We start from the raw sequence: 23,266 nt of genomic DNA on the forward strand, positions 1-23,266 counted from the left end.
CCCCGGCGCCACCTCTGGGCGGGCCGCGCCGGCGACGACGGTCACCCGCCGGGCGGGACGAGGCGAGTGAAGCCCGCTTCCCGGACGGGCTCAGCCCCGTATCTCGAACGGGCTCGGAACCGGGAAGTACCCCTCGAGGAAGGGCGATATCAGCGCGTCCGTGCGGGCCAGGTCCCCCTCGGTGGAGACCGTGTCGTTGATGCAGAACACGTCCATGTCCCGGTTGGCCAGCAGCCGGTTGAGGCGGCGCGAGGTGTTCGGATGTGCCAGGTCCATGTAGACGTAGCGCATGTCCGACGGTATGGCCCGGCCCTGGTGGTAGGCGTAGTAGTGGTGCAGTGACGAGGCGACGGACAGGTCCCCCGGGCTGCGGAAACGGGCGGCGGCCGTGGCCCGGTGACGTTCGGCGTAGCGCTCCTCCAGCTCGGCCAGCACACTGCGGCGCAGGGCGTGCGGCACATGCCGCATCTTCTGGGTGAGCGTCGTGGAGAAACCTTCCTCCATCAGCACCCGGTTGTTCTTCGCGGCGGCGGCGACGGGCGGGTCGGCCGGGTTGTGCTCGCCGAGCGGAACCAGCGCCGGGGACAGGAAGAACTTCGTCAGCCCATTGGAGAGGAAGAACGTCTGCGGGGTCAGCGGGCTGCCGAGAAAGACGTCGTCGTTGAAGTAGAGGAAGTGCTCCGACAGGCCGTCGATGTGGTGCAACTGGCTCTCGATGGCATGGGAGTTGAAGGTCGGGAGCACGCTCGGGTCGGAGAAGATCTCCTTGTGGTTGACCACCCGGATTCCGGGATGGCCGGTGTCCAGCCAGTCGGGGGTCTGGTCGTCGGTGACGAGGTAGACGGTGCGCACCCAGGGGGCGTACTGGTGGATCGAGCGCAGCGAGTACTTGAGCTCGTCCCGGCTGAGGTAGCGCGCGGCGTTGGTGGCCTCCTCGTGGTGGGCGCGGGGCCCGCCGGCCTCCTCCAGCGCCTCGGCCCGGCGCCGCGCCCAGGCGGGGTCGCTGCCGTCGACCCAGGTGTAGACGACATCGACGGGGAAGGGGATGTCCTGCGGCAGTCGGAGGGTGAACTCGGGGCGGGTGCGGACGGTGCGGCGCGCCCGCGCGGATCCCCCGGTCCCGGTCCGGCCGCGGTCTCCGGCGTGCCCGAGCGGACCGACGAAGAGCTCGACGGGGGCCTCCGCCGCCGGTGCGTCCGCCGCCACCTCCGCGGTGACGTGGTTGCGGTGCGGGGCGACGAGCACCGGCCCGTCCGGGCCCTCCGCACGGGACCAGTACTGGATGTCGCAGCCGTGCTCCTGGCCGAGCACCAGGGAGCCGTCGCCGTCGCGAGGGGTGCGGAACCAGGTGACCCGGATGACCGGAGCCTTCGCGACCTGGCGCCAGGAAGCGGAGACGAAGCCCGGGAGAGGCTGCCCGGGCTCCTTGTCGCGGTTCACGGTGGCGACATAGCCGGGAATCTGCGCGCAGACGGCGGCCAGTACCCGCTGGACCTTCTGGCGGTCGGCGGCCGCGACGGCGACGATGGGGGCGGCTCCCGGCTCGCCGCGGACGCAGAAGTAGTCGATGCGGGCGTTCTCGAGAGCGGTGCAGACGAGGGCCAGGGCGTCGGTGCGCGCTCCGTGGAGCGTGGGCGCGGGGTCGGCCAGGGCGATCTGGGCCCTGCCGTCGACCAGGACGACGCGCGGCAGGGCCCGGTCGAGGTGCCGGGCGTAGCGGCGCTGGAGCCTCTTGCCGCGCAGCCGCTGCCGCCGCTGCTGGAAGTCCAGGCTCTCGGCCATGTGCTGCATGAGAGCGCCACGGGTCTCCACGGACACCCGCCCCGCGATCGCCCGGCGAGCGCTCTCGGGGAGCAGTCGGCGGTACGCCTTGACCAGGCCGGACTTCTCCGGGTTGGCCCGCTGGGCGGAGGCAGAGGCCTGCTCCGTTGTCATGTTCGCAAACTCTCGGTTGTCGATCCCCACTGGTGCAGCGCTCGCGGCGCGGTGGCCGCCCGGGCACGAGGCGGCTTGCGCCGTTTTCCCTCCCCCCTGCGGTCGGCAGCGCGCTCCGGGGTTCCCCGCACGCTCCCGACGGGCGCTTGCTCGTCCACGGGCGCGCAGCAAGAAACACGCCGGCAAACAAAGCATGAACTATCTATCAGAGGTCATGAATTCGGGCAATCCGCTTTGTGGCGGTGACGAGCGGAGGAATCGGGGCCGGGGAGGCCGTACCGGGCGCACCCGACGGACGCGGTTCCCGCGCGAGGACACCGCGTTGCCGCGCGGGACGACCGGACGGGCACCCGTGGGGAGACCTCTCCCCGTGCCCCGCGGATGTGGGAAATATCATGGTCATCTTCCGTAAATTGCCTGTTCATCGCCCACACCGTGACTCTTCCCGCAGGCTGCGGCACTCCTCCGCTTGGGAGCCGTTTACGCTGTTTGGGTGCATATCCAGACCACGACTTCCGGGAATCGGCGCAGCTCGCGCGCCGATTCCCCCCGCACGACCGCGTTCAGCGGCGGGGCGGCCCGGTGACCGCGCCCCGGCACGCCCTGCGCGTGATCAAGAAGTCCGCGCGTATCGCGTTGCGGAGGAGCCCGGTCCGGAAGGTCGGCAGCAAGGTCCGGCGCCGCGTCATCACCGTGAGCGCGAGCGGCCGCGACACGCTCGTCGACTCCGTGTTCATGCCGGCCGCGCACGGCTCGGCGGCCCGCGTCCGGTACGCCGGCGTGCTCGACGGCCACACCCTCAACCTGCACGCCGTACTGCCCGACGGGGCGGCGGACACCGCCGTCCCCGCCTCCCTGGTCTTCGTCAACGGCGAGCAGCGGGTACGGGCCGAGGCCCGGCTGCACCGCGACGGCGGCGGCCGGCTGTGCGCGAGCGCGACCGTGCTGCTCGGCGCGGACATCGGCGGCCTCCCCGTCACCGCGGGACGCTGGCGGCTGGCCCTGGAACTGGCCGCCTCCCCGGCCACCACCCGTCTGCGCCTGCTCGGCGACGGATCCCCCGCCTTCGCGGGACCCACCCGCGCCCGGACCACCTGCCCGCGCACCGGCCGCCGCCACCGCCTCGGGATCTCCCCGTCCGGCCAGCTGCGCCTGACCGTCGCCCCGCCGCGGCCCAGGGCCGAGGTGCTGCGGATCGAGCACTCCTTCACCGGCGCGAGCGTGCTGTTCGCCACGTACGGGCCCACGGGTCAGGGCCCCGGCGACAGCGGCCCGGAGCCCGTCGTGGAGCTGGTCGAGCAGGAACGGCGGCTGGTCCGGCGGCACGCGGCCGAACCCCTGCCCGGCGACGACGGGGCGTGGCGGGTGACCGTGCCGCTCGCGACGATGCTGGACACCTCCGCCCGCCAGGTCTGGTCGTTCCGCCTCCCCCGCCCGTCCGGCGGCAGGCCGCTGGACATCGGACTGCGCGAGCACGACCTGCGCGCACCGCGCAGGGTGCTCACTCCGCCCCGGTTCACCGTGCGCGCGGCGGACGGCACCTTCGTCGTCGTCAAACCCCAGTACACCCGCCGCGGCACACTCCAGCTGGTCTGCACCCCACGCGAGACCAGCGCCCGCTGACCCACAGTCCCGCCGTCCGGACCGCCGCACACCACTGAAGGCCACCCGTGAAAATCACTTTCCTGCTGACCTCCGCCGACACGATGGGCGGTACGGAACGCGCCACCATGACGCTCGCCGAGCTGCTCGCCCGGCAGCACGAGGTGGAGATCCTCGGCGTCTTCCGTACGCGGGGCGAGTCGTTCTTCGACAGCGGCTCGGTGCGCGTACGCCACCTCGTGGACACCCGCGGCGGCCAGCAGCGTCCGCACGGCGCTCAGGCCGGCGGCGGCGACCTGGCGGCGGCCTACCGCCGCCTGGCGGACGCCCCCAGCGAGCTGGTGCGCCCCGAGTGGGAGTCCGCCTTCAACCGGCTCTCCGACCTCGAACTCACCGAGGCCCTCCGTACGACCGACACGGACGTACTGGTCTCCACCACCCCGGCGCTGCTCGCCTACATGGCGCAGCTCGCCCCCTCGCACGTCCTCACGGTCCACCTCGACCACCGGGTGTCGGAGCTGCGCGGTCCCTCCGGTGAGCCGCTGCGGATGTACACCTCCGCCATCGACGCGCTGGTCTCGCTCACCGGGCGCACCCAGGACTGGTTCGCGGAGACGCTCGGCGCCTGCGCGCCCCGGCTGGCCACGATCGGCAACTCGCTGCCCGACGGCTTCCGGCCGCGCTCCACCCTGGAGAGCCGGACCGTGGTGCTGGGTGCGCGGCTGGCCGCCGAGAAGCAGATCGAGCACGCGATACGCGCGTTCGCCACCGTCGCCGCCGACCGCCCCCGCTGGAACCTGCGGGTCCTCGGCGACGGTCCGCGCATGCGGCCGCTGAAGAACCTCGCGGGCCAGCTGGGCGTCGCCGACCAGGTGCAGCTCGTCGGCAGTACCCCCCACATGCCCGAGGAGTGGGCCAAGGCGTCCATCGCGATGCTCACCTCGCGAGTCGAGGCGTTCGGGCTGGTGCTGGTCGAGGCGCAGGCGGCCGGCGTACCGGTCGTCGCGTACGACTGCCCCAACGGCCCCGGCGAGATCCTCACCGACGGCGAGGACGGCATCCTCGTCCCGCTGGGTGACGAGGGCGAGCTGGCGGGTGCCCTGGCCCGGCTGATGGACGACGACGCCCTGCGCAGGGAGATGGGCGCGGCCGCGCTCAAGACCTCCGCGCAGTTCACCGATGGCGAGGTGACCCAGAAGTGGCACCGGCTGCTCGACGAGCTGGCCGCCCACCGTGCGAGCGGTGAGCGGGACGCCGCCAAGGCCCGGCGCCGGCTGCTGCAGGCCGCGGCCGACGCGGAGGGGGGCATCGCGAGCGCCGCTGTCCCCCGGGGCATCGACCGGGCACAGTCCGATGTGGCCCACAAGGCGCACGAGGTCCGGATCGAGGCGGCCCGCCCGGACGTCCGGCGGGCCGGCGGCCAGCTCGCCCTGGTCCGCGAGGACACCACGCCGTTCGAGGTGATGCGGGACAACCTCGACCTCGCGGTGGACGTGCTGGAGTCGCTGGACGTCCACCACCTGCTCACCCGTACCACCCGGCTGCGGCACACCGTCGTGGTGGACGGCGAGCGGCGCGACGCGTTCCTGTCGGCGTGCGCCGAGCGGTACCACGACGAGCCGGTCTACATCGCCATGCTCAACGAGCGCGGTTCGGTGCTGCGCACCGTCCTCGCCGCGCTCGTCGACCCCGCGCTGGTGCCGTCCAGTTGTACCGGCCTGCGGGTCTTCCGCCCCGTGGTCACCGGCGGTGGCCAGCTGCGCGTCAGCGGCGTCTACGGCTGTGACGTGATGTTCTGGCACGACACCCCGGAGGACGAGGAGAGCGTCACCGTCTCCGGCGGCACCCGCTACGGCGCCACCCTGCCCCGCACCGAGCTGGCCCGGTCCGCCCGCACGAGCATCGGCGGACGCGCGTACCGCACTGTGGAGGCGTACACCAGGACGTTCGTCGACGAGGTCGACTTCCCCATCGACGTCGTCTACACCTGGGTGGACGGCACGGACCCCGAGTGGCTGGCGCGCAAGGAGAAGGTGCAGGCGGAACACGGCATGCTCGCGGCCGAGTCCGCCGGCAGCGCCGCGCGCTTCCGCAGCCGTGACGAACTGCGCTACTCGCTGCGCTCGCTGGACATGCACGCACCGTGGGTGCGCAACATCTACCTCGTCACCGACGACCAGACCCCCGACTGGCTGGACACCGACCACCCGCGGGTGCGCGTGGTCAGCCACCGGGAGATCTTCGGCGACACGGGACGACTGCCCTCGTTCAACTCGCACGCGATCGAGAGCCGGCTGCACCGTATCGAGGGCCTGTCGGAGCACTTCCTGTACTTCAACGACGATGTGTTCGTCGGCCGCCCGATGAGGCCCGAGACCTTCTTCCACGGCAGCGGCGCGAGCAAGTGCTTCCCGTCGCCCACCACCGTGCCGGCCGGCGACCCGTCGCAGGACAGCGACCTCGTCTTCGCCGCCGCGAAGAACAACCGGGCCCTGATCGAGAGGGAGTTCGGCAAGGTCCTCGCCAACACCTTCCTGCACGCGCCGCATCCGCTGCGCCGCAGCGTGCTCCAGGAGATCGAGGAACGCTTCCCGGAGGAGACGGCGCGCACCGCGGCGGCCCAGTTCCGCGAGCGCGGCGACCTGGCGATCCCCTCGTCGCTGCACCACTGGTACGGGCTCTTCACCGGGCGCACCATGCCCGGCGGCATCAGCTCGGCATTCGTCAACGTCGGCCTGCGCGACCACCACGTCCGGCTGCACCGGCTGCTCGCGACGCGCTCCCACGACGTGTTCTGCATCAACGACTACCACGACGGTGATGTGCCGGAGCAGGAGCAGGCCGACGCGCTCGCCGTCTTCCTGGCGGGCTACTTCCCGGTGGCGTCGCAGTTCGAGAAGGGCTCGGCGCGCAACGCCCGGTACGCGCGCCAGGAGGGCTGACGCGATGGCTTCGCCGGGCCGGAGGACGGTGCTCGGCGCGCTGTTCGCGCTGGCCGCCGCGGGGTGCGCGTCGAACGTCCCGGAGCAGCCGCGGTACGCCGCGGCCCCCGCCCCGCGGGCCGGGACGCCCGCCCAGCGGGACGGCACGTCGGGCGCCACCATCCTGCAGATCGTCGCCCACCCCGACGACGATCTCTACTTCATGAGCCCCGACCTGCCGCAGTCGGTCGACGCCAACGACCGCATCGTGAGCGTGTACCTCACCAGCGGGGAGGCCAACGGCCGCAACAAGGTGCCGGGAAGCGACGCGAAACCCGAGGAGGACTTCGCGGGCTACGCGGGATCCCGCCAGCAGGGCCTGCGCCAGGCCTACGCCCTCATGGCCACCGGGGACGGCCTCGCGCGGTGGAACCGCACCACGCTGGACCTCCCCGGCGGTCTGCGGGCCGAGGCGGACAGCCTGGCGGACCACCCCGGTGTCACGCTCGTCTTCCTCGGCCTCTCCCAGCACACCCGGGACCGCACCAAGAGGGCGGACGTGGGCCTGCCGGTCCTGTGGAAGAACCCCGAGGCCGTCGGCCGGACCCGGGTGGCCACGGGGTCCACGGTGCGCGAGGAGCGCACGGTCACCCGCGGCACGGTGATCGACGCGCTCACGGCCCTGCTCGACCGTTTCCGGCCCACTCTGGTGCGCACCCTGGACCCGGATCCGGACATGCAGGTCCATGACGCGGAACACCGCCGGCACCACGACCAGACCGGCTACTCCGACCACCCGGACCACACCGCCGCCGCCCTGTTCACCTATGCGGCGCTCGAGCGCTACCGGGGCCCGGGCGCCGGGCGGCATTACGTGGTCACCGCGTATCGCGGCTACTACACCGAGCGCTGGCCGTTCAACCTCCCGGCCGACGTGGTCCGGGCCAAGGCGGAAGTCCTCAATGTCTATGGCGGATCGCCCGGCTTCGGCTGCGGATTCGCCGCCGGCTGCGGTGACTACGACGTCGGCCGCGACCGCTCGTACACGACCGGCTGGCTGCAGAGCACCACCTACCGCTACCCGGGCACCACCACCTGGCTGCGGCGGGGACCCGACGATCGCCTCACCGCCTTCGGCGTTCTCGACCAGCAGGCGGCGATGTGGACCGAAACCGCCCCGGGCAGTGGCCGCTGGAGCGGTCCCCGCCTGCTCGGCGGGGGCCCGCTCGTCCCGCATATCGCGGTGTCCCTGACCGAGGACGGCCGCTGGCAGCTGTTCGCCGAGCGCCTCTCCGGTCTCACCGCCGCCCCTCGGGGCAACCGGCGCGAGATCGTCGCTCTGGAGCAGAAGAGCCGGGGCGGTGCCTTCGGCTCCTGGGTCTCCCTGGGGAATCCGGAGGCCGATCCCGTCCGCGGCCGCCGGGTGGGCGCGCCCGTCGTGGCGCGCAACGCCGATGGCAGCGCCCAGGTCTTCGTACGCAACTGGGCCAAGGGCGTGAGCACGGCGCGGCAGACCGCGGACGGCTCGTGGAGCGCCTGGACGGACCTCGGGGGCGCCGAAGTCCAGGAAGGGCTGAGCGCCGTCACCGGCGCCGACGGCCGCGTCCATGTCGTCGGCGCCGGTCACCGGACGGTCCACCACTGGGCCCAGGACCGTCCGAACGGACCGCTCACCCGGGCGTCCGCCACGGGACTGCCGACCCCGGTCGACCCTCCGGTGCTGGTGGCCCGGCCCGGCGGTGCACTGCTGCTGATGTACCGGCAGCAGAAGGCGGTCGAGCCCGTCGCGTACCGCCTCGAGGGGCCGGACAGTACGTGGAAGCCGCTGGCCCTGCCCCTCGCGGGACGCGGTCACGGCCCCATGGCGGCCGCCGCCGACCCGGCACACCGGGAGCGCGCGGTGCTGGTGAGCCGCGACAACACCGGAGCCGTCAGCGTGTCGCCGCTGGGGCCGGGGGCCACGGTGAGGTGGTCGACGCTGGACGGCCGGATCGCGGGCCCGCCCGCGATCGCCGCCGACGCCCGGGGCCGTCTGGTCGTCGCCGCACTCACCCCCGAGGGCACGCTCCACAGCGCGGTGGCACCGCTCCCCGGTCCCCGGCCGCGTTAGGGACGGCCGGCCGCCCTCCGGGGACCACAGCGCACATGCCGGTACCGATCTCCACCGGTACGATAACACTACGCTCCAATGCGACTACGAAGGGTGGTCGGCTATGGGTGGATGCGGTTCGGCGGTGGTGACCGGAGTCGGGGTGGCCCTGCCGGCGATCTCCTACAGCCAGGAGGAGTACATGCTGCTGGAGGGAGACGAGTCCCGTCGGAGGCTCGTCGACCGGATCGCCGCGGCCTCCGGCATCTCACAGCGTCATGTGGCGGTGAGCCCCCTGCTCGACGACGTCAAGCACTGGTCCACGGCCGCACGGATGCGGCACTACCAGGAGGAAGCGCTTCCGCTCAGCAAGGACGCCGTGGCCTCGGCGCTGACCGCGACCCGTACCGATCCGGCCGACATCGGCCTGGTGTGCGTGGCGTCCTCCACCGGATACGCCGCCCCGGGGCTGGACACCCGGCTGGCCAGGGACGTGGGCATATCGCCGACGGTGGAGCGGCTCCTGGTGGGGCACATGGGCTGCGTGGGGGCGCTGCCCGCCCTGGCCGCGTGCGCCAACTTCGTCCGCACCCAGCGGCGGCCGGCCGTGCTGGTGAACGCGGAACTGTCGTCGCTGCACCTGCAGCCGCCGCCCTGGGACACCTGCCAGCGGGTGGTGAACGCGCTGTTCGGCGACGCCGTCACGGCCACCGTCATCCAGCCGGAGCGGTCCGCGGCGGACGGCCACGGCCTGGAGGTCGTGGACGTGGTCGCGCACACGGACACCGAGCACGAGGACTACATGGCGCTCACGGTCGGCGACCACGGCTTCCGGATGGACCTGTCCCCGCGGGTGCCCGATGTCCTCGAACGCCACCTGCGGCCCATGGTGAGCGGTCTGCTGGCACGTCACGCGCTCGGCCTCGCCGACGTGCGCTGGTGGGCGGTGCACCCGGGCGGACCACGCATCCTCGACGCGGCCGAGAACAGCCTCGGCCTGCCGCCCGAAGCCCTGGCCGCCTCCCGGCACGTACTGCGCGAGCACGGCAACTGCGCCTCCGCGGGGCTGCCGCTGGTGGTGCAGGAGCTGCAACACCGGTCTCCGCTGGCCCCCGGCCACTACGGCCTGTCCCTGGCCTTCGGCCCCGGGCTGACCCTGTACGCGGTTCTGTTCCTGGGCGTCTGACCGCGCGCAGGGCACCGAGCCCCGAGTGGACCACAGGTATCACCGTGTCCAACCCCGCCCGCACCACCACCGAAACCGAGCACCCCTCTCCCGGCACCGGACCCGGGCAACGGGCCGGCCGCTCCTGGCTCGCCGCGCTCGGACGCCTCCTGGTCCGCCGCCGGGTTCCCGTGCTGCTGGGCGTGCTGCTGGCCGTGGCGGCCGCGGTCCCGGTCGGCGGAGGCGTCGCCGGCCGGCTGTCCAGCGGCGGCTTCACCGACCCGGCCGCCGAGTCGACGCAGGCCGAGACGTTCCTCGCCGACCGCTTCGGGTCGGGTGTGCCCAATCTCGTGCTGCTGGCCCGCGCCCCGGGGCCGGTCGACGATCCGCGGGCCGCGGCCGCCGGGCGGGAGCTGACCCGTCGGCTCGCCGGGCAGCGGGGCGTGCTGTCGGCGGCGTCGTACTGGACGGTCCCGCGGGCGTCGGCGCCGCCGCTGCGGGCGCGGGACGCGCGCTCGGCGCTGGTGGTGCTGCGCCTGGGCGGTGACGAGGACCGGGTACGGGCCACCGCCCTGGAACTGGTCCCCCGTTTCACCGGCCGTCAGGGGGTGCTGGAGGTCTCCGCGACCGGGTCCGCGCAGGTCGCGGTGGAGGCCCAGGAGCACAGCGAACAGGACCTGTTCCGCGCCGAGGCGTACGCGGCACCCGTCATCGCGCTCATCCTGGTCTTCGTGTTCGGCAGCGCGGTGGCGGCCGGCCTGCCGCTGCTCATCGGGGTGTTCTCGATCCTGGGCACCTTCGTCGTGCTGCGCGTGCTGTCCGGGCTGACCCTGGTGTCCGTCTTCGCGATCAACATCACCACGGCGCTGGGACTGGGGCTGGCCATCGACTACAGCCTGTTCATCGTCACCCGCTACCGGGAGGAGCTGGCCCGCGGCCTCGGCACCGCCGAGGCGGTCGCCCAGAGCCTCCGCACGGCCGGCCGTACCGTGCTGTTCTCCGCGCTGACGGTGGCCCTGTCGCTGTCGGCCCTGCTGGTCTTCCCGCTGTACTTCCTGCGCTCCTTCGCCTACGCGGGCGTGGCGGTGGTGGCGCTCGCGGCGTTCGCGGCCGTGGTCGTCCTGCCCGCGGTGCTCGGCGTGCTCGGCCCCCGGGTCGACGCACTGGACGTGCGGCGGCTGTTCCGGCGCCGGAGCAGACCGGGCGCGGCCGGCCGGAGGCCGGGGGCCGGGCCGGCCGGGAGAACGGGACGGTCCGCCGGGCCGGAGCGGGCCGCCGGAACCGGACCGGGCGGGTTCTGGAGCCGGCTCGCCACCGCGGTCATGCGGCGCCCGGTGCTGTGCGCGGCCGGTGTGGTCGCCCTGCTGGTGACGCTCGGCCTGCCGTTCGCCCGGGTCTCCTTCGGCCTGGTCGACGACCGGGTCCTGCCCGCCGACGCGCCCGCGCACCGGACGGCGCAGTTCGTACGGGAGGAGTTCACGAGCCGGGAGTCCTCCGCCCTGTCCGTGGTCCTGCCGGCCGTCGGCGGTTCCGGTGAGCGGCAGCGGGTCGCCGCGTACGCCGCCCGGCTCTCGGCGCTGCCGGGGGTGTCCCGGGTGGACACCGTCACGGGCTCCTACGCCGGAGGCCGGCCGGTGGCGGCCGCTTCCGCCGCCTCCGCCGCCTTCACCGCGGGCGGCGCCACCTGGCTGTCGGTGGTGCCGTCCGTCGAGCCGTACTCCTCCGCCGGCGCCGATCTGGTGAAGCGGGTGCGGGCGGACGGCGCACCGGGCGCGGTGCTCGTCGGGGGTGACGCCGCGGTGCTCCACGACACCCGCGACACCCTCTCGGACCGGCTGCCCGAAGCGGCGCTGATCGTCGGCGGCACGACCGTGGTGCTGCTGTTCCTGTTCACCGGCAGCCTGCTGATCCCTGTCAAGGCCGTCGTGCTCAACCTGCTCAGCCTGACCGCGACCTTCGGCGCCATGGTGTACGTCTTCCAGGAGGGCCACCTGCGGGCCCTGGTCGGCGACTTCACCGTGACGGGACTGGTGGACATCACCATGCCGGTGCTGATGTTCTGCGTCGCCTTCGGGCTGTCCATGGACTACGAGGTGTTCCTGCTCTCGCGGATCAAGGAGGCCTACGCCGAGACCGGCGACAACACCCGGGCCGTCGCCGCCGGGCTGGAGCGGACCGGCCGCCTGGTCAGTGCCGCGGCGGCGCTCGTCGCCGTCGTGATGATCGCGCTGGCCACGTCGGGGATCACCTTCCTGAAGCTGCTGGGCGTGGGCCTGGCGCTGGCGGTGCTGCTGGACGCCACGCTGGTGCGCGGCGTGCTCGTACCGGCCGTGATGCGGCTCGCGGGGCGGGCCAACTGGTGGGCGCCGCCTCCGCTGCGCCGCCTGCACCGCAGGCTGGGACTCACCGACGAGTGAACGCGGTGAGGGCAACGGGCACGGGGCGCGCCGCGGTCAGACGCCGGGGTCTGCGCCACCTCCCGCTGCTGCCCGTCGTCCTGCTCGTCGGAGGCACCCTCTTCGACTACTCCACCGATCCGCACGTCACCGGAGAGGCCTTCTACACGGCCGCGCCGATGACCGCCGCGGCGCTGCTGTCGCTGCGCGCGACGGTCCTGGCGGGGCTCGGTGCCTGTGCGGCCGACGTCGCGCTGCTCGCCCACTTCGGCCTCCTGGGAAACTCCGGTGGGCTGAGCGAGCTGGCGTCGGTCGTGACCGTCTCGGCCCTCGCCGTCGGTGTCAACCGTCTGATGTACTACAGCAACGTGCGGCTGCAGTCCGCGCGCAGAGTCGCCCTCGCCGTGCAGCGCGCCGTCCTGCCGGAGCCACCGGCCTCGATCGGGCCGCTGCGGATCGCCGTGCGCTACCAGGCGGCGGCGAAGGACGCACAGATCGGTGGCGACCTCTACGGCGCTCAGGAGACCCCTTACGGCGTGCGCTGCCTGGTCGGCGACGTCCGGGGCAAGGGCATGGACGCGATCAGGGCGGTGGACGTGGCCATGGGCGTGTTCCGGGAGGCCGCCGACGAGGAGCCCACGCTCGCCGGGATCGCGGCCAGGGTGGAGCGGGCCCTGGTACGGGAGCGGGAGCTGCGGTCGGACACGGTGCGGACCGAGGGGTTCGTCACCGCCGTGCTCGTCGAGATCCCGCACCGCGGCGAGGAACTGCGGCTGCTCAACCGCGGCCACCCGGAGCCGCTGCTGCTGCACGCCGGCCGGGTGCGCGCCGCGGAACCGTCCGCCCCGGCCCTCCCCCTGGGGCTGGCGGAGCTGTGCCCCGGCCAGGACCGGACCGACAGCGTGCTCTTCCCTCCGGGGGCGACTCTTCTGCTGTACACCGACGGTCTGACCGAGGCGCGGAACCGCGCCGGGGACTTCTACGACCCCGTGGCCGGTCTGACCGGGCAGGACTTCCCCGGGCCGGACGAGCTGCTCGACACCCTGCTCGCCGAGGTGACCGAGCACACCGGCGGCCGCATCACCGATGACCTGGCGCTGCTCGCGGTCACCCGGGACAGTGGGCACACCGAACGGACGTAGGACAGCGGAAGGGGACGACGCGACGTGCACCCGAGCAGGGACCGAAGCCGGTACCGAGATGAGGACAGCAGGGCGCCGCGGACGGCGCGGACCTCTGTGCACGGAAGGCAGGGTGGTCGTGTTGGGCGGCGGTGACGGGTATGAGATGGCCGCCGTGGACGGCGCGGCGGCGGAGGGTGCCTCGCGTATCGCGCTCACCGCGGCGGCGGGCGAACTGCTGTGCCTGCTGCGCGATCAGCACGGCCCGCTGATGTTCCACCAGTCCGGCGGCTGCTGCGACGGCAGCGCCCCCATGTGCTATCCGGCCGGGGAGTTCCGTACCGGAGCGTCGGATGTGCTGCTGGCGTGGCTGAGCGTGGACGGCGTACCGGAACCGGTGGGGTTCTGGATGTCGGCGGACCAGTTCGCACGCTGGCGGCACACGCATCTGACCGTGGATGTCGTCCCGGGCCGGGGCAGTGGGTTCTCCCTGGAGGCGCCGGAGGGCGTCCGCTTCCTGATCCGCTCCCGGCTGCTCACCGACGAGGAACGGGCCCGGCTCGGGGACTGAACGGCGGCCGGAGGCCTGCCCCCTGGGCAGTGGTGAGGCCCCACGCACGGGGGAGAACGTGGGGCCTCACTCAGGTGAACGGCTGGAGCGGGCTGCCGGTTCCCTTCCTCGTGCAGATTCCGCAAAAAATTTTGCGAGAGGCGGACGGGCCGCCCGCGCGGCGGGTAAGGGAGAGGCCCTCCGGGGCTCAGCCCTCGTCGGGGCTCAGTCCTCGCCGGGGCCCAGATCTCGTCGCGGCTCAGTCCTCGTCCTGGACGAGCCGTTCGAGCAATTGACGGAACTCGCCGTCCAGCACCACCCGTAGCCCGTCGCCGTCCGGCTCGCTCAGCGGCGTCATCACCCCTCGCCGCCACCAGAAGACCCGGGGGCTGATCGCGCCCGCGGCGTCCTCGTACCCGGCCGCGGCGAACTGCGCCATGGCCTGCAGCGCCGGGATCACCTGGGCGTCGTGGATCCGGTGGAACGCCAGCTGGTGACGGAAGGGCAGGGCCACCAGCGCACCGTCCGGGGCGAGCGGGGTGCCCGTGATCCGCGGCACCAGTTCACCGAGCACCAGCACCCGGCTGGCGGTGAAGAACGAGTCGCCGAGCACCACCTCGAATGTCGTCCCGTCACCGCGCCGCACCGTCTCGTGTCCCTCGACCGGCAGGGCACGCAGGTTGTTCAGCGCCCGGATCCGCAGCTCGGCCACCTCACCGAGATCCGACAGCGCGTCCTCGCCCAGCATCTGCACCGCCTCGGGCAGATCGAGCGCGAGGACCTCCCGCAGCCCCGGAGCCGGCTCCCGGCCGTAGCGGAAGGAGAGCGAAGCGGGGAGCGTCTCCTGGGCGACGACACGGGGGTAGAGACAGGCCCGGATCTCGTCCTCGCTGAGGATCTCCAGCGGCTGCGGACCGTCCATCGTCCGCAGCACCTTGCCGACGTGATCCCGGATCAGCACCGGCCAGCCACGCTCGCCGCGCCGGTCGCGGTGGCACACGGCGGCGAGGTTGCCGAGGCCGAACTGGCGGCCCGCGGCGTCGGTGACCACCCCGGCGTACGCGGTCACTTCCAGGCCCTGTTCCGCGAAGGCCTGCCGGACCTGTGACCGGAAGACACCGCCCTCGCGCTCGGAGAAGAAGCTGAACTCCGCATCGCGTACCACCTCGCGGGGATCCCGCTTCGGTCCTCGGCGGAACAGGCCCATCTCTTCCTCCCGGCAGCGGGCACGCACAACGGCCTTGAAGGGCCGATCGTAACGGGTGCGCCCACCGCCCTCGCCGTCCTGCCGGGCCACGCACATGGTGACCGGTGGAGGGGCGCGAAGCGACGCGGTGCGCCCCGGGAGCGACGAGGGGGTGGGCCGGGCCGGCGGGAGAGGTCGCCGGAACGGGGCTGATCAGCCGCCGATGTTGACGTCGATACAGGCGTAGAAGGCGTTCGCGGTGTCGGCGATGTTCCAGACCGCGAGGATCTTCTGCTTGCCGGTGATGCCGCCGAAGTCGACGTTGTGGGTCACGGTCTCCGGCGGCTGGGCGCCGCCGTCGTCGAACTCGGCGACCTTCTTGCCGCCGACGAAGTACTGCCAGGTGCTGGTGGAGTGACGTGCCGTCAGCCGCCAGCTGAAGGCCTGGGAACTGCCGACCGGGGTGACCTTCCACCCCTTGGAGTCATCGTCGAGATCGGCGAACTGGCTGTTGCCGCCGCTGCAACTGGTCAGCCCCTTGGGGCCTTCGACGCTCTGCGGCTCCCACTTGATCGGACCGCATTCGACGGTGCCGGCCGCGCACTGCGCCTGCCGGCTGGGCGGCGAGGACACATAGCCGTGGGCGCCGGCCGGAGTCGCCGGCAAGGTGACGACGAGCAGCGGGGCGATTCCCGCGCCGATGGCAAGGGCCAGCCTCCTTTTCCTGTCCATGACAACCCTTTCGCGAGGGGGGTGAACGAGGGGGGAAGAGCGCAAGGGTGAGGTGATTGGTCTGGACTTTACTAGCTGACCGCGTACGGTCAAGAGGTGGCGGGGGAGTTGCTCTCCCTCGGCGCGCTGGAGGCCCGTACGACGAGCTCGGGCGCGAGCCGGACCGTCCGGCGCGCCCCGGCCCCGGCCACTCCCCCGGCGGGCCGCCGGACCAGCAACCGGGCGGCCTCGGCGGCCAGTTCACCGACCGGCTGGCGGACGGTCGTCAGCGCGGGATCGGCGAGACCGGCCAGCGGGATGTCGTCGCAACCGGTGACCGCGACCTCGCCCGGCACCTCCGCGCCCAGCTGCCGCAGCCGCTGCAGCGCGCCCGCCGCGATGAGGTCGTTGGCGCAGATCACAGCGTCCGGCCGGGACGGCCAGAGCCGGTCGACGGCGGCCCGGCCCCACTCCACCGAGAAGTCGCCGAGCGCGGTACGCCCGGGCGCCCCCGGATCCAGCGCCGCGACGCCCGCCTCATACGCGGCGCGCCGCTCGGCCGCCGCCGACGCGGTGCCGGCCGCCCCGATGAAGCAGGCGCGGCGGCGCCCGGTGGCGGCCAGATGCCCGAGGACGAGGTCCATGCCCGCCGCGTTGTCCACGGCCACCGAGTCGGCGACGCCCGGGCCGCAGCCGCGGTCCAGCAGCACCAGGGGGACCTGGGCGGCCGCCGCGGCCACCGCCTCCCGGCTGCGCCGCTCGTCGACCGGTATCAGCAGCAACGCGTCCACCCGACGGGCGAGGAGCGCGCCGATCCGGTCCGCCTCCGTGAGCGGGTCGTCGTCGCAGTCGGCGAGCAGCACCGCCCGGCCCTCGGCGTGCAGGACGTGTTCCAGCTCCCGGACCAGGGAGGGGAAGAACGGGTTGGTGATCTGCGGCAGTACGAGACCGACGGTGCCGGTGGAGCGGCTGCGCAGGGCGCGGGCCACGTGGTTGGGCCGGTAGCCCAGGCGCTCGGCGGCCGCGCGTACGGTCCGGGCGGTCTCCGCGCCGACCGGACGGGTGCCGGCCAGGACACGGGACACCGTGGCGATGGAACAGCCGGACGCCAGCGCGACGTCCTTCAGGGTGACCTCGGCCACGGTGCCGCTCCCCCTCGTGTCGAGAGCCGTCGGATTCCCGTCGAGTTCCCGTCGAGCGGCAGCGCGGAGGACAGCAGCTGGCGGCAGCTGACGGCTACGGACGGCGACGACGGCGTCGGATGGCGGCAAACGTTATCACCGGTCACCCGCCGTATTTCCGATGCGGATCAATCGGTCGCATGCGTCACACTCCGTTGACATTCGGGCCGACGATGAGCCAAATTCTCGGAGAACGTTTTCCCGCGGCAGCAGCCCCTGCGGCGCTCCCAGAGACTTCACCCCGCACCACCCCGTTCCGCAGAGCAAAGGGGCTCTCCCGTTGGCCAGAAAGATCATCCTCGACTGCGACCCGGGGCATGACGACGCGATCGCCATGCTCCTGGCCCACGGCAATCCCGGTGTCGAGCTGGTCGCCGTGACGACCGTGGTCGGGAACCACTTCCTGGAGAAGGTCACACGGAACGCGCTGTCCGTGGCCACCATCGCGGGCATCACCGGTGTCCCCTTCGCGGCCGGTTGTCCGCGTCCGCTCGTGCGGGACATCCAGATCGCCCCCGAGGTCCATGGCGAGACGGGCCTGGACGGCCCCGCGCTGCCCGAGCCGGCCTTCGCGCCGGACCGCCGGCACGCCGTCGACCTGATCATCGACACCGTCATGGCGCACGCGCCCGGCGAGATCACCATCGTCCCGACCGCCGGACTGACCAATATCGCGATGGCCGTGCGCAAGGAACCGCGGATCGCGGAGCGGGTGCGGGAGGTCGTGCTGATGGGCGGCGGCTTCCACGAGGGCAACTGGAGCGCGGTCGCCGAGTTCAACATCAAGATCGACCCCGAGGCCGCCCATATCGTCTTCAACGAGAAGTGGCCGGTCACCATGGTCGGCCTGGACCTCACCCACCAGGCGCTGGCCACCCCCGAGGTCGAGGCCAAGATAGCCGCCGTCGGCACCAAGCCGGCCCGCTTCGTCCTCGAACTGCTGGACTTCTTCCGCGCCGCATACCGCGAGAACCAGGGCTTCGAGCACCCGCCGGTGCACGACCCGTGCGCGGTGGCCTATGTCATCGACCCGGACGTGATGACCGTCCGCAGAGCCCCCGTCGACATCGAGCTGCAGGGCAAGCTGACCCTCGGCATGACCGTGACAGACTTCCGTGCGCCGGCCCCGGACGACTGCACCACCCAGGTCGCGGTGAAGCTGGACCACGAACGGTTCTGGAATCTCATCGTGGACGCGCTGGAGCGGATCGGGGAGGGCGGCGCGGCATGACCACGACCGAGACCCCCGTACGCCCCGCGCCGCAGGGCTCGGGCGTCCGCATCGGCGTCCTGGTCGCCGCGCTGCTGGCGGCCTGCTTCGCCTTCCAGCTCAACGCCAGCATGCTCAGCCCCGCGCTGAAGAGCATCGAGGACACCCTCGGCGCCAGCTCCGCCGAGATCGGCCTCACCCAGACCGCGTTCTTCACCTCGGCGGCGCTGTTCTCGCTCTTCCTGCCCCGGCTGGGCGATGTGATCGGCCGCCGCAAGGTGCTCGCCGGAATGCTGGCCCTGATGGCCGTCGGCTGTGTGATCGCGGCGCTGGCGACCAGCGTGCCGATGCTGTTCGCCGGCCGGATCATCCAGGGTGTGTCCGGTCCGGTCGTCCCGCTGTGCCTGATCATGCTGCGGGTCGAGGTCCAGGAGCCGAAGCGGTACGGCACGCTGCTGGGCGTGATCACCGCCGTCAACGGCGGGATCGCCGGCGTCGACTCCCTGGCGGGCGGCTACCTCGCCGATCATCACGGCTTCGGGTCGGTCTTCTGGGCGATGGCCGCGGTCGCGGTCCTCGCCACCGTCGCGGTCGCCACCCTCACCCCCGACACGAAGGCGCCCGCCGCGACCCGTATGGACTGGCCGGGGGTCGCCTTCCTCGTCGTCTCCGTCGGCGCGCTGCTGATCGCGCTGAACGAGGCGGGCAAGCTCGCCGCGGCCAACTGGACGCTGATCGCCGTCCTGGTGGTCGTGTCCGCGGCCGCCTTCGCCGCCTTCTGGCGTACGGAGAACCGCAGCGGCCACCCACTGGTCGCCACGCACCACCTCAAGCAGCGCGCCACCTGGGCGACCCTGCTGACCACCGTGCTCACCATGACCGGTGTCTTCGCCGTGATGAACGGCCTGATCCCGGCCTTCGCCCAGGACGCCCAGGCCGGCCTCGGCATGACCGCCGAGCAGTCCGCGTGGTGGACGCTGTCCCCGTACGCGCTCGCCGGGCTGGCCATGGGTCCGCTGGCCGGCCGCCTCGCCGCCACCTTCGGCTACGGCCGGATCCTGCGGCTGGGCCTGGCCGGCTCGGTGGCGACCGTCGTGCTGATGCTGCTGACGATGCACGGCCACTCGCGGGCCCTGCTGCTGGTGACCTCCGTCCTCGTCGGCATCGCCTACGCGGGCGTGGCGAACATCGTCCTGAACGGGCTCGGCATCGTCCTGTCCCCGCGCGAGAACCCGGGCTTCCTGCCCGGCCTCAACGCGGGCGCGTTCAACCTCGGCGCGGGCCTGAGCTTCGCGGTCCTGTACGCGGTGAAGACCGCGACCGCACCGGCGGATCCGGCATCGGCCGGCGGCTACACCGCCGGCATGATCGCGGGCGTGGTCATCCTGGCCGCGGCCATCGCCACGTCCTTCCTGATCCCGAAGCCGGTGGCGGCCGAGGCACAGCACTGAGCGGCCGGCCCCGAGGCGTACGCCGCCGGGGCCGGCCGTCCGCCGTCCTGGACCGCGGCCTCCGGGCCGCGGCCTCCGGGCCGGGGTCACCGGGCCGGGGTCAGCCGCTCAGGGACCGGCGCTCACCCCGGCGGCTCCTCCGCCGCCCCGCGGAGAATCGCGCCGAGCCCGCCCGTCGGCGCCTGTTCCGGGTCGTGGACCACCACGATCTCGGCGCCGCTCGCGGCCACCGACCGCACCAGGGCGTCATCGGCCCGTGCGCAGGCCGGGTGCTCCTCCCCCAGCTCCACCAGCTCCGTACCCCGTAGCGCGAGTTGATCGACGCCGGGACCCACCCAGACCTGCCGGGCGGCATCCGGGCCGTGCGCGGCGACCAGCAGGGTGTCGATCCGGTGTTCCCGAGCCGCCTCGACCAGCGCGGGGATACCGCTCGCGGCACGCCGGGCAGCCGTGCCGCCGGCGCCCTCACCGGTGCGGAAGCGGTCCGCCACGGCCCTCTCATGGTCCCGTTCCTGGGCGGCCCGGACCTGGGCGATGTCCCGCTCCACCAGGTCCCGCTCGGCTCCGGGCGCCCGGGCGCCGTGCTCGCTCTCGTACGTGACGGCGCGCAGCGGTCCGGGCAGTCTCTCGTGCACCAGGTGCCGCTCGCGGGCCTCGCCGATCAGTACGACCGCCTCGGCGCCACAGCTCTCGAAGGCCTCGCGCACCGCCTCCGCGATCTCCTCGGCGCTCCGCTCGACGGCGCCCTTCGCCGAGGTCCGGACGTGCCGCTCGGACCGGTCCTCGCCGGTGGCGCGTTCCCCGAGGACGGAGATGTCCGCCCCGGCCCGGTCCAGGCGAACCACGAGGCATACCGGATCGTCGCCGACGGCCGCCAGCAGAGGGGTGACCCGGGGTACCGGCCCCCAGGCCGCGAAGGGGTGGGCAGGGGGCCCGGGCAGCGGGGTGTCCAGCACGACCACCCCGTCGGCGGCGAAGAGCACCCGCCCGGTGTGCACCCCCGGCTCGGCGCGGCGCGGCGCGACCAGGGCCTCGTGGACGGCGCCGCAGGTGGCCTCGTCCGCGCCCAGCGCGAAGAGCTGTGCCGTGGTGGCACCGGCCAGCAGCTCCTGTTCTCTTTCGGCGTCCTCGGTGCCGTGCTGGATGTCGGCGTAGACCGTTGCCCAAGGGCCTGGCCGGTCGATGACCGGCCGAAGGAGCGAGAGTCGCATGGCGTCGCCTCCTTGGATGCGCGGAGCCGCCACCGGGCACGGTGGGGTGTCATACGAATTCCCGTTCACCCAGTTCGTATGCATTTGCGGCATATGCCGAGAAATTCGCCACTGTTCCGGCAGGCCCGGTCACACTCCGTACGCTCCCCCGGGGGCGGCTTACCTGCCCGCCCACACGGATACCGCCCACGGACCCGGGAGCTCCCCGCCGGTCCACTGCCGCTCGTTCCGGGTTGTTCGCACGGCCGTACCAGGGAAACTGGGAGAAACGCATCGGGTCTGTACGGCACGTAGAGCCGGAGGAAGCCATGGTCATGGAACACGGAACGGACAAGACCGGCCCCGCCCGGGACGACGTGATGAAGCGGCAACTGCGCGAGCAGCTGACCGCCGAGCGCTCGCTGCGGACGCCTGAGGAGTACGAGCTCCAGCCGGCCGGCGAGGACCAGCCGGTGGCGGCCTGGTCCCCCGAGAGCCGATTCCGCGGCGGTACGCCACGCGGCATGACCGAGCAGGACGTCGGGCTGCGCTCCGAGCTCGCCCAGTACCTCGGCCGGCGCCTGTACCCGGCCGACAAGGACACGATCATCGAGACGCTGCACCGCAACAACGCACCGGACCAGCTGATCCGGGTGGCCGAGCGGCTGCCCGCCCACGAGCGGTTCGCCAATGTGCAGAGCATCGCCCAGGCCGTCGGACTCCACACCGAACAGCACCGCGCCTGAGGCCGGGGCCGTCCGGTGGGTCGGCGCCCCTCCGGCCGCTCTGGCGGTGCCGGGCGGCGGTGGGTGGCGGACAATTGAGGTGTACCCGCACCTGCCGTACCGCGGCGGGGTGAGCCGATGGGGAGAAGGAGGGCGGTCATGTCCGACGACGCGATGGGCGACGAGGTCTACCAGCCGTCCAGGACCGATCCCCAGGACAACCCCAACGACCTCGACATGGAGGACGCCCTCGGCGAGCCCGGCCTCGATGAGATGCTGGACACCGGCTACTCACCCCCCGAACGGCCCTTCGTGGTCAACCACGAGGGCACCACCGCACGGGAGCTCCACGACCGTGAGTCTCTGGAGCACCGGCTGTCCGTGGAGCTGCCGGACGTGTCCCCGCCCGACGGTGACGACATCGGCGATCTGCCGGGCGGGGTGGGCGAGCCGGTGGACACCGAGTGCGGCCGCGAGCGGGCGGGCCGGCTCGTGGGCGCCGACGAGGGGTTCTGGCGCGGCGGCAGCAATGACGTCTCCGCCCGCGACGTGGGGATCGACGGCGGGGCCGCGTCCGCCGAGGAGGCGGCGGTGCACATCGCGCACGACGAAGACCTCCCCGGCTGACGAAGGCTTACGGAGGGCTCTCCGTACCGCCTAGACCGCCGTCCCGCCTAGACCGCCGTCCCGCGCTGCTGCGGTATCGCGATGCCCTCGGGCTGCTGCAGCGCGACCGTGCGCGCCGGGGCGGGAATCCGGATGCCCTCGGTCCGGTACCGCTGGTGCAGGCGCTTGATGAACTCGTGCTTGATCCGGTACTGGTCGCTGAACTCGCCGACCCCCAGAATCACCGAGAAGCCGATCCGGGAGTCTCCGAAGGTATGGAACCGGATGGCCGGTTCATGCTCGGGTACGGCTCCGGTGACGTCGGTCATCACACTGGTGACGACCTCGGACGTGACCCGCTCGACGTGTTCCAGGTCGCTGTCGTAGCCGACGCCCACCTGCACCACGACCGACAACTGCTGTTCCGGCCGGGTGAAGTTGGTCATGTTGGTGCCGGCCAGCTGGGCGTTCGGGACGATGACCAGGTTGTTGGAGAGCTCGCGCACCACGGTGTTGCGCCAGTTGATGTCGACGACATAACCCTCCTCGCCGCTGCTCAGCCGGATGTAGTCGCCCGGCTGCACCGTCTTCGAGGCGAGGACGTGCACGCCCGCGAAGAGGTTGGCGAGGGTGTCCTGCAGCGCGAGGGCGACCGCGAGCCCGCCCACCCCCAGCGCGGTGAGCAGCGGGGCGACGGAGATACCCAGGGTCTGCAGGACGACGAGCAGGCCCATCGCCAGCACCACGATGCGGGTGATGTTGGCGAATATGGTGGCCGATCCGGCCACCCCCGACCGGGACTGGGCCAGGGACCGCACCAGACCGGTGATGACCCGGGCGGCGGAGAACGTGACAACCAGGATGAGCAGCACGGTCAGCGTCCGGTTGACGGTGCGTCCGACCGTCGCCGTCAGCGGCAGCGCCGCGGCCGCCACCGCCAGACCGCCACAGATCGCCGCCCAGGGCACCACGGTCCGCAGCGCGTCGACGATGACATCGTCCCCGCTCCACCGCGTCCTGCGCGCATACCTCTCCAGCCGCCGCAAGGCCGCCCGCGACAGCAGGCCGGCCAGGATGCCGGCGACCAGTGCGGCCCCGGCGACGATCACGTCGTGCAGCGTCAGCGCGCGGTTCACCGGCCGCCTCCCATGCCCCGGAAGACCTCCTGGAAGACATCCTGGGAGACGCCCGGGAAGACACCAGGGAAGAATCGTTCCGCCACACAAC

At 72.7% G+C, this 23,266-nt stretch carries 17 protein-coding genes; 11 read left to right on the forward strand and 6 right to left on the reverse strand.

Annotated features, from left to right (window positions below):
• Positions 1-90: 90 nt before the first annotated feature.
• Positions 91-1,935: a stealth family protein gene (locus AZE13_RS28440; protein WP_066938172.1), complete on the reverse strand. Its 1,845-nt coding sequence runs from the start codon at positions 1,933-1,935 to the stop codon at positions 91-93.
• A gap of 582 nt (positions 1,936-2,517) precedes the next feature.
• On the opposite strand from AZE13_RS28440, the gene AZE13_RS28445 reads away from it, so the two are divergent.
• The 7 genes from AZE13_RS28445 (at position 2,518) to AZE13_RS28475 (ending at position 13,800) form a co-directional block, all read left to right on the forward strand.
• Positions 2,518-3,558: a hypothetical protein gene (locus tag AZE13_RS28445; protein WP_079124458.1), complete on the forward strand. Its 1,041-nt coding sequence runs from the start codon at positions 2,518-2,520 to the stop codon at positions 3,556-3,558.
• A 47-nt stretch (positions 3,559-3,605) separates the two neighbouring features.
• A complete protein-coding gene (locus tag AZE13_RS28450; protein ID WP_066938175.1) occupies positions 3,606-6,479 on the forward strand; it encodes a stealth conserved region 3 domain-containing protein in 2,874 nt (957 codons plus the stop codon).
• Positions 6,480-6,483: 4 nt separating this feature from the next.
• Complete coding sequence (locus tag AZE13_RS28455; RefSeq protein ID WP_066938178.1) at positions 6,484-8,568, forward strand: PIG-L family deacetylase; 2,085 nt, start codon at positions 6,484-6,486, stop codon at positions 8,566-8,568.
• A 103-nt stretch (positions 8,569-8,671) separates the two neighbouring features.
• Complete coding sequence (locus tag AZE13_RS28460; RefSeq protein ID WP_066938181.1) at positions 8,672-9,733, forward strand: type III polyketide synthase; 1,062 nt, start codon at positions 8,672-8,674, stop codon at positions 9,731-9,733.
• A 44-nt stretch (positions 9,734-9,777) separates the two neighbouring features.
• The gene (locus AZE13_RS28465; protein ID WP_066938185.1) at positions 9,778-12,129 is read left to right on the forward strand and encodes an MMPL family transporter; all 2,352 of its coding nucleotides are present in this window, start codon (positions 9,778-9,780) and stop codon (positions 12,127-12,129) included.
• Between the two features lie 5 nt (positions 12,130-12,134).
• Entirely contained in the window at positions 12,135-13,250 is a 1,116-nt protein-coding gene (locus tag AZE13_RS28470; RefSeq protein WP_066938189.1) for a PP2C family protein-serine/threonine phosphatase, read from the forward strand.
• Between the two features lie 145 nt (positions 13,251-13,395).
• On the forward strand, positions 13,396-13,800 hold the full coding sequence (locus AZE13_RS28475; RefSeq protein WP_066938311.1) for a DUF779 domain-containing protein: 405 nt from the start codon (positions 13,396-13,398) through the stop codon (positions 13,798-13,800).
• 238 nt (positions 13,801-14,038) lie between these two features.
• Here AZE13_RS28475 and AZE13_RS28480 read toward each other — a convergent pair whose 3' ends face one another.
• The 3 genes from AZE13_RS28480 to AZE13_RS28490 all read right to left on the reverse strand — a co-directional run bounded on the left by AZE13_RS28480 (position 14,039) and on the right by AZE13_RS28490 (position 16,818).
• Complete coding sequence (locus AZE13_RS28480; protein WP_066938192.1) at positions 14,039-14,986, reverse strand: hypothetical protein; 948 nt, start codon at positions 14,984-14,986, stop codon at positions 14,039-14,041.
• Positions 14,987-15,178: 192 nt separating this feature from the next.
• On the reverse strand, positions 15,179-15,697 hold the full coding sequence (locus AZE13_RS28485; protein ID WP_066938194.1) for a lytic polysaccharide monooxygenase auxiliary activity family 9 protein: 519 nt from the start codon (positions 15,695-15,697) through the stop codon (positions 15,179-15,181).
• An 89-nt stretch (positions 15,698-15,786) separates the two neighbouring features.
• The gene (locus AZE13_RS28490; protein WP_066938197.1) at positions 15,787-16,818 is read right to left on the reverse strand and encodes a LacI family DNA-binding transcriptional regulator; all 1,032 of its coding nucleotides are present in this window, start codon (positions 16,816-16,818) and stop codon (positions 15,787-15,789) included.
• 319 nt (positions 16,819-17,137) lie between these two features.
• Here AZE13_RS28490 and AZE13_RS28495 point away from each other — a divergent pair, with 319 nt between their 5' ends.
• Together AZE13_RS28495 and AZE13_RS28500 are read left to right on the forward strand one after the other, a co-directional pair.
• Positions 17,138-18,088 carry a nucleoside hydrolase gene (locus AZE13_RS28495; protein ID WP_066938200.1) on the forward strand — a complete coding sequence of 317 codons (951 nt, stop codon included), beginning with the start codon at positions 17,138-17,140 and terminating at the stop codon, positions 18,086-18,088.
• Positions 18,085-19,518 carry an MFS transporter gene (locus tag AZE13_RS28500; protein ID WP_066938203.1) on the forward strand — a complete coding sequence of 478 codons (1,434 nt, stop codon included), beginning with the start codon at positions 18,085-18,087 and terminating at the stop codon, positions 19,516-19,518. The genes AZE13_RS28495 and AZE13_RS28500 overlap by 4 nt, the downstream gene beginning before the upstream one ends.
• A 122-nt stretch (positions 19,519-19,640) precedes the next feature.
• Here AZE13_RS28500 and AZE13_RS28505 read toward each other — a convergent pair whose 3' ends face one another.
• Positions 19,641-20,729 carry a hypothetical protein gene (locus tag AZE13_RS28505; RefSeq protein ID WP_066938205.1) on the reverse strand — a complete coding sequence of 363 codons (1,089 nt, stop codon included), beginning with the start codon at positions 20,727-20,729 and terminating at the stop codon, positions 19,641-19,643.
• Positions 20,730-21,043: 314 nt separating this feature from the next.
• Between AZE13_RS28505 and AZE13_RS28510 the strand changes: the two genes are divergently transcribed.
• Both AZE13_RS28510 and AZE13_RS28515 read left to right on the forward strand, forming a co-directional pair.
• Positions 21,044-21,454, forward strand: a complete 411-nt coding sequence (locus AZE13_RS28510) for a DUF2795 domain-containing protein (RefSeq protein ID WP_309302240.1) — start codon at positions 21,044-21,046, stop codon at positions 21,452-21,454.
• 138 nt (positions 21,455-21,592) lie between these two features.
• The gene (locus AZE13_RS28515; RefSeq protein ID WP_066938209.1) at positions 21,593-22,060 is read left to right on the forward strand and encodes a DUF5709 domain-containing protein; all 468 of its coding nucleotides are present in this window, start codon (positions 21,593-21,595) and stop codon (positions 22,058-22,060) included.
• 47 nt (positions 22,061-22,107) lie between these two features.
• On the opposite strand, the gene AZE13_RS28520 is transcribed toward AZE13_RS28515, so the two are convergent.
• Positions 22,108-23,175, reverse strand: coding sequence for a mechanosensitive ion channel family protein (locus AZE13_RS28520; RefSeq protein ID WP_066938212.1), 1,068 nt, complete (start codon positions 23,173-23,175; stop codon positions 22,108-22,110).
• Positions 23,176-23,266 lie beyond the last annotated feature (91 nt).

Origin of the sequence: Streptomyces sp. NBRC 110611 (assembly GCF_001590865.1) — a bacterium.
In the GTDB taxonomy this organism is placed as follows: domain Bacteria; phylum Actinomycetota; class Actinomycetes; order Streptomycetales; family Streptomycetaceae; genus Streptomyces.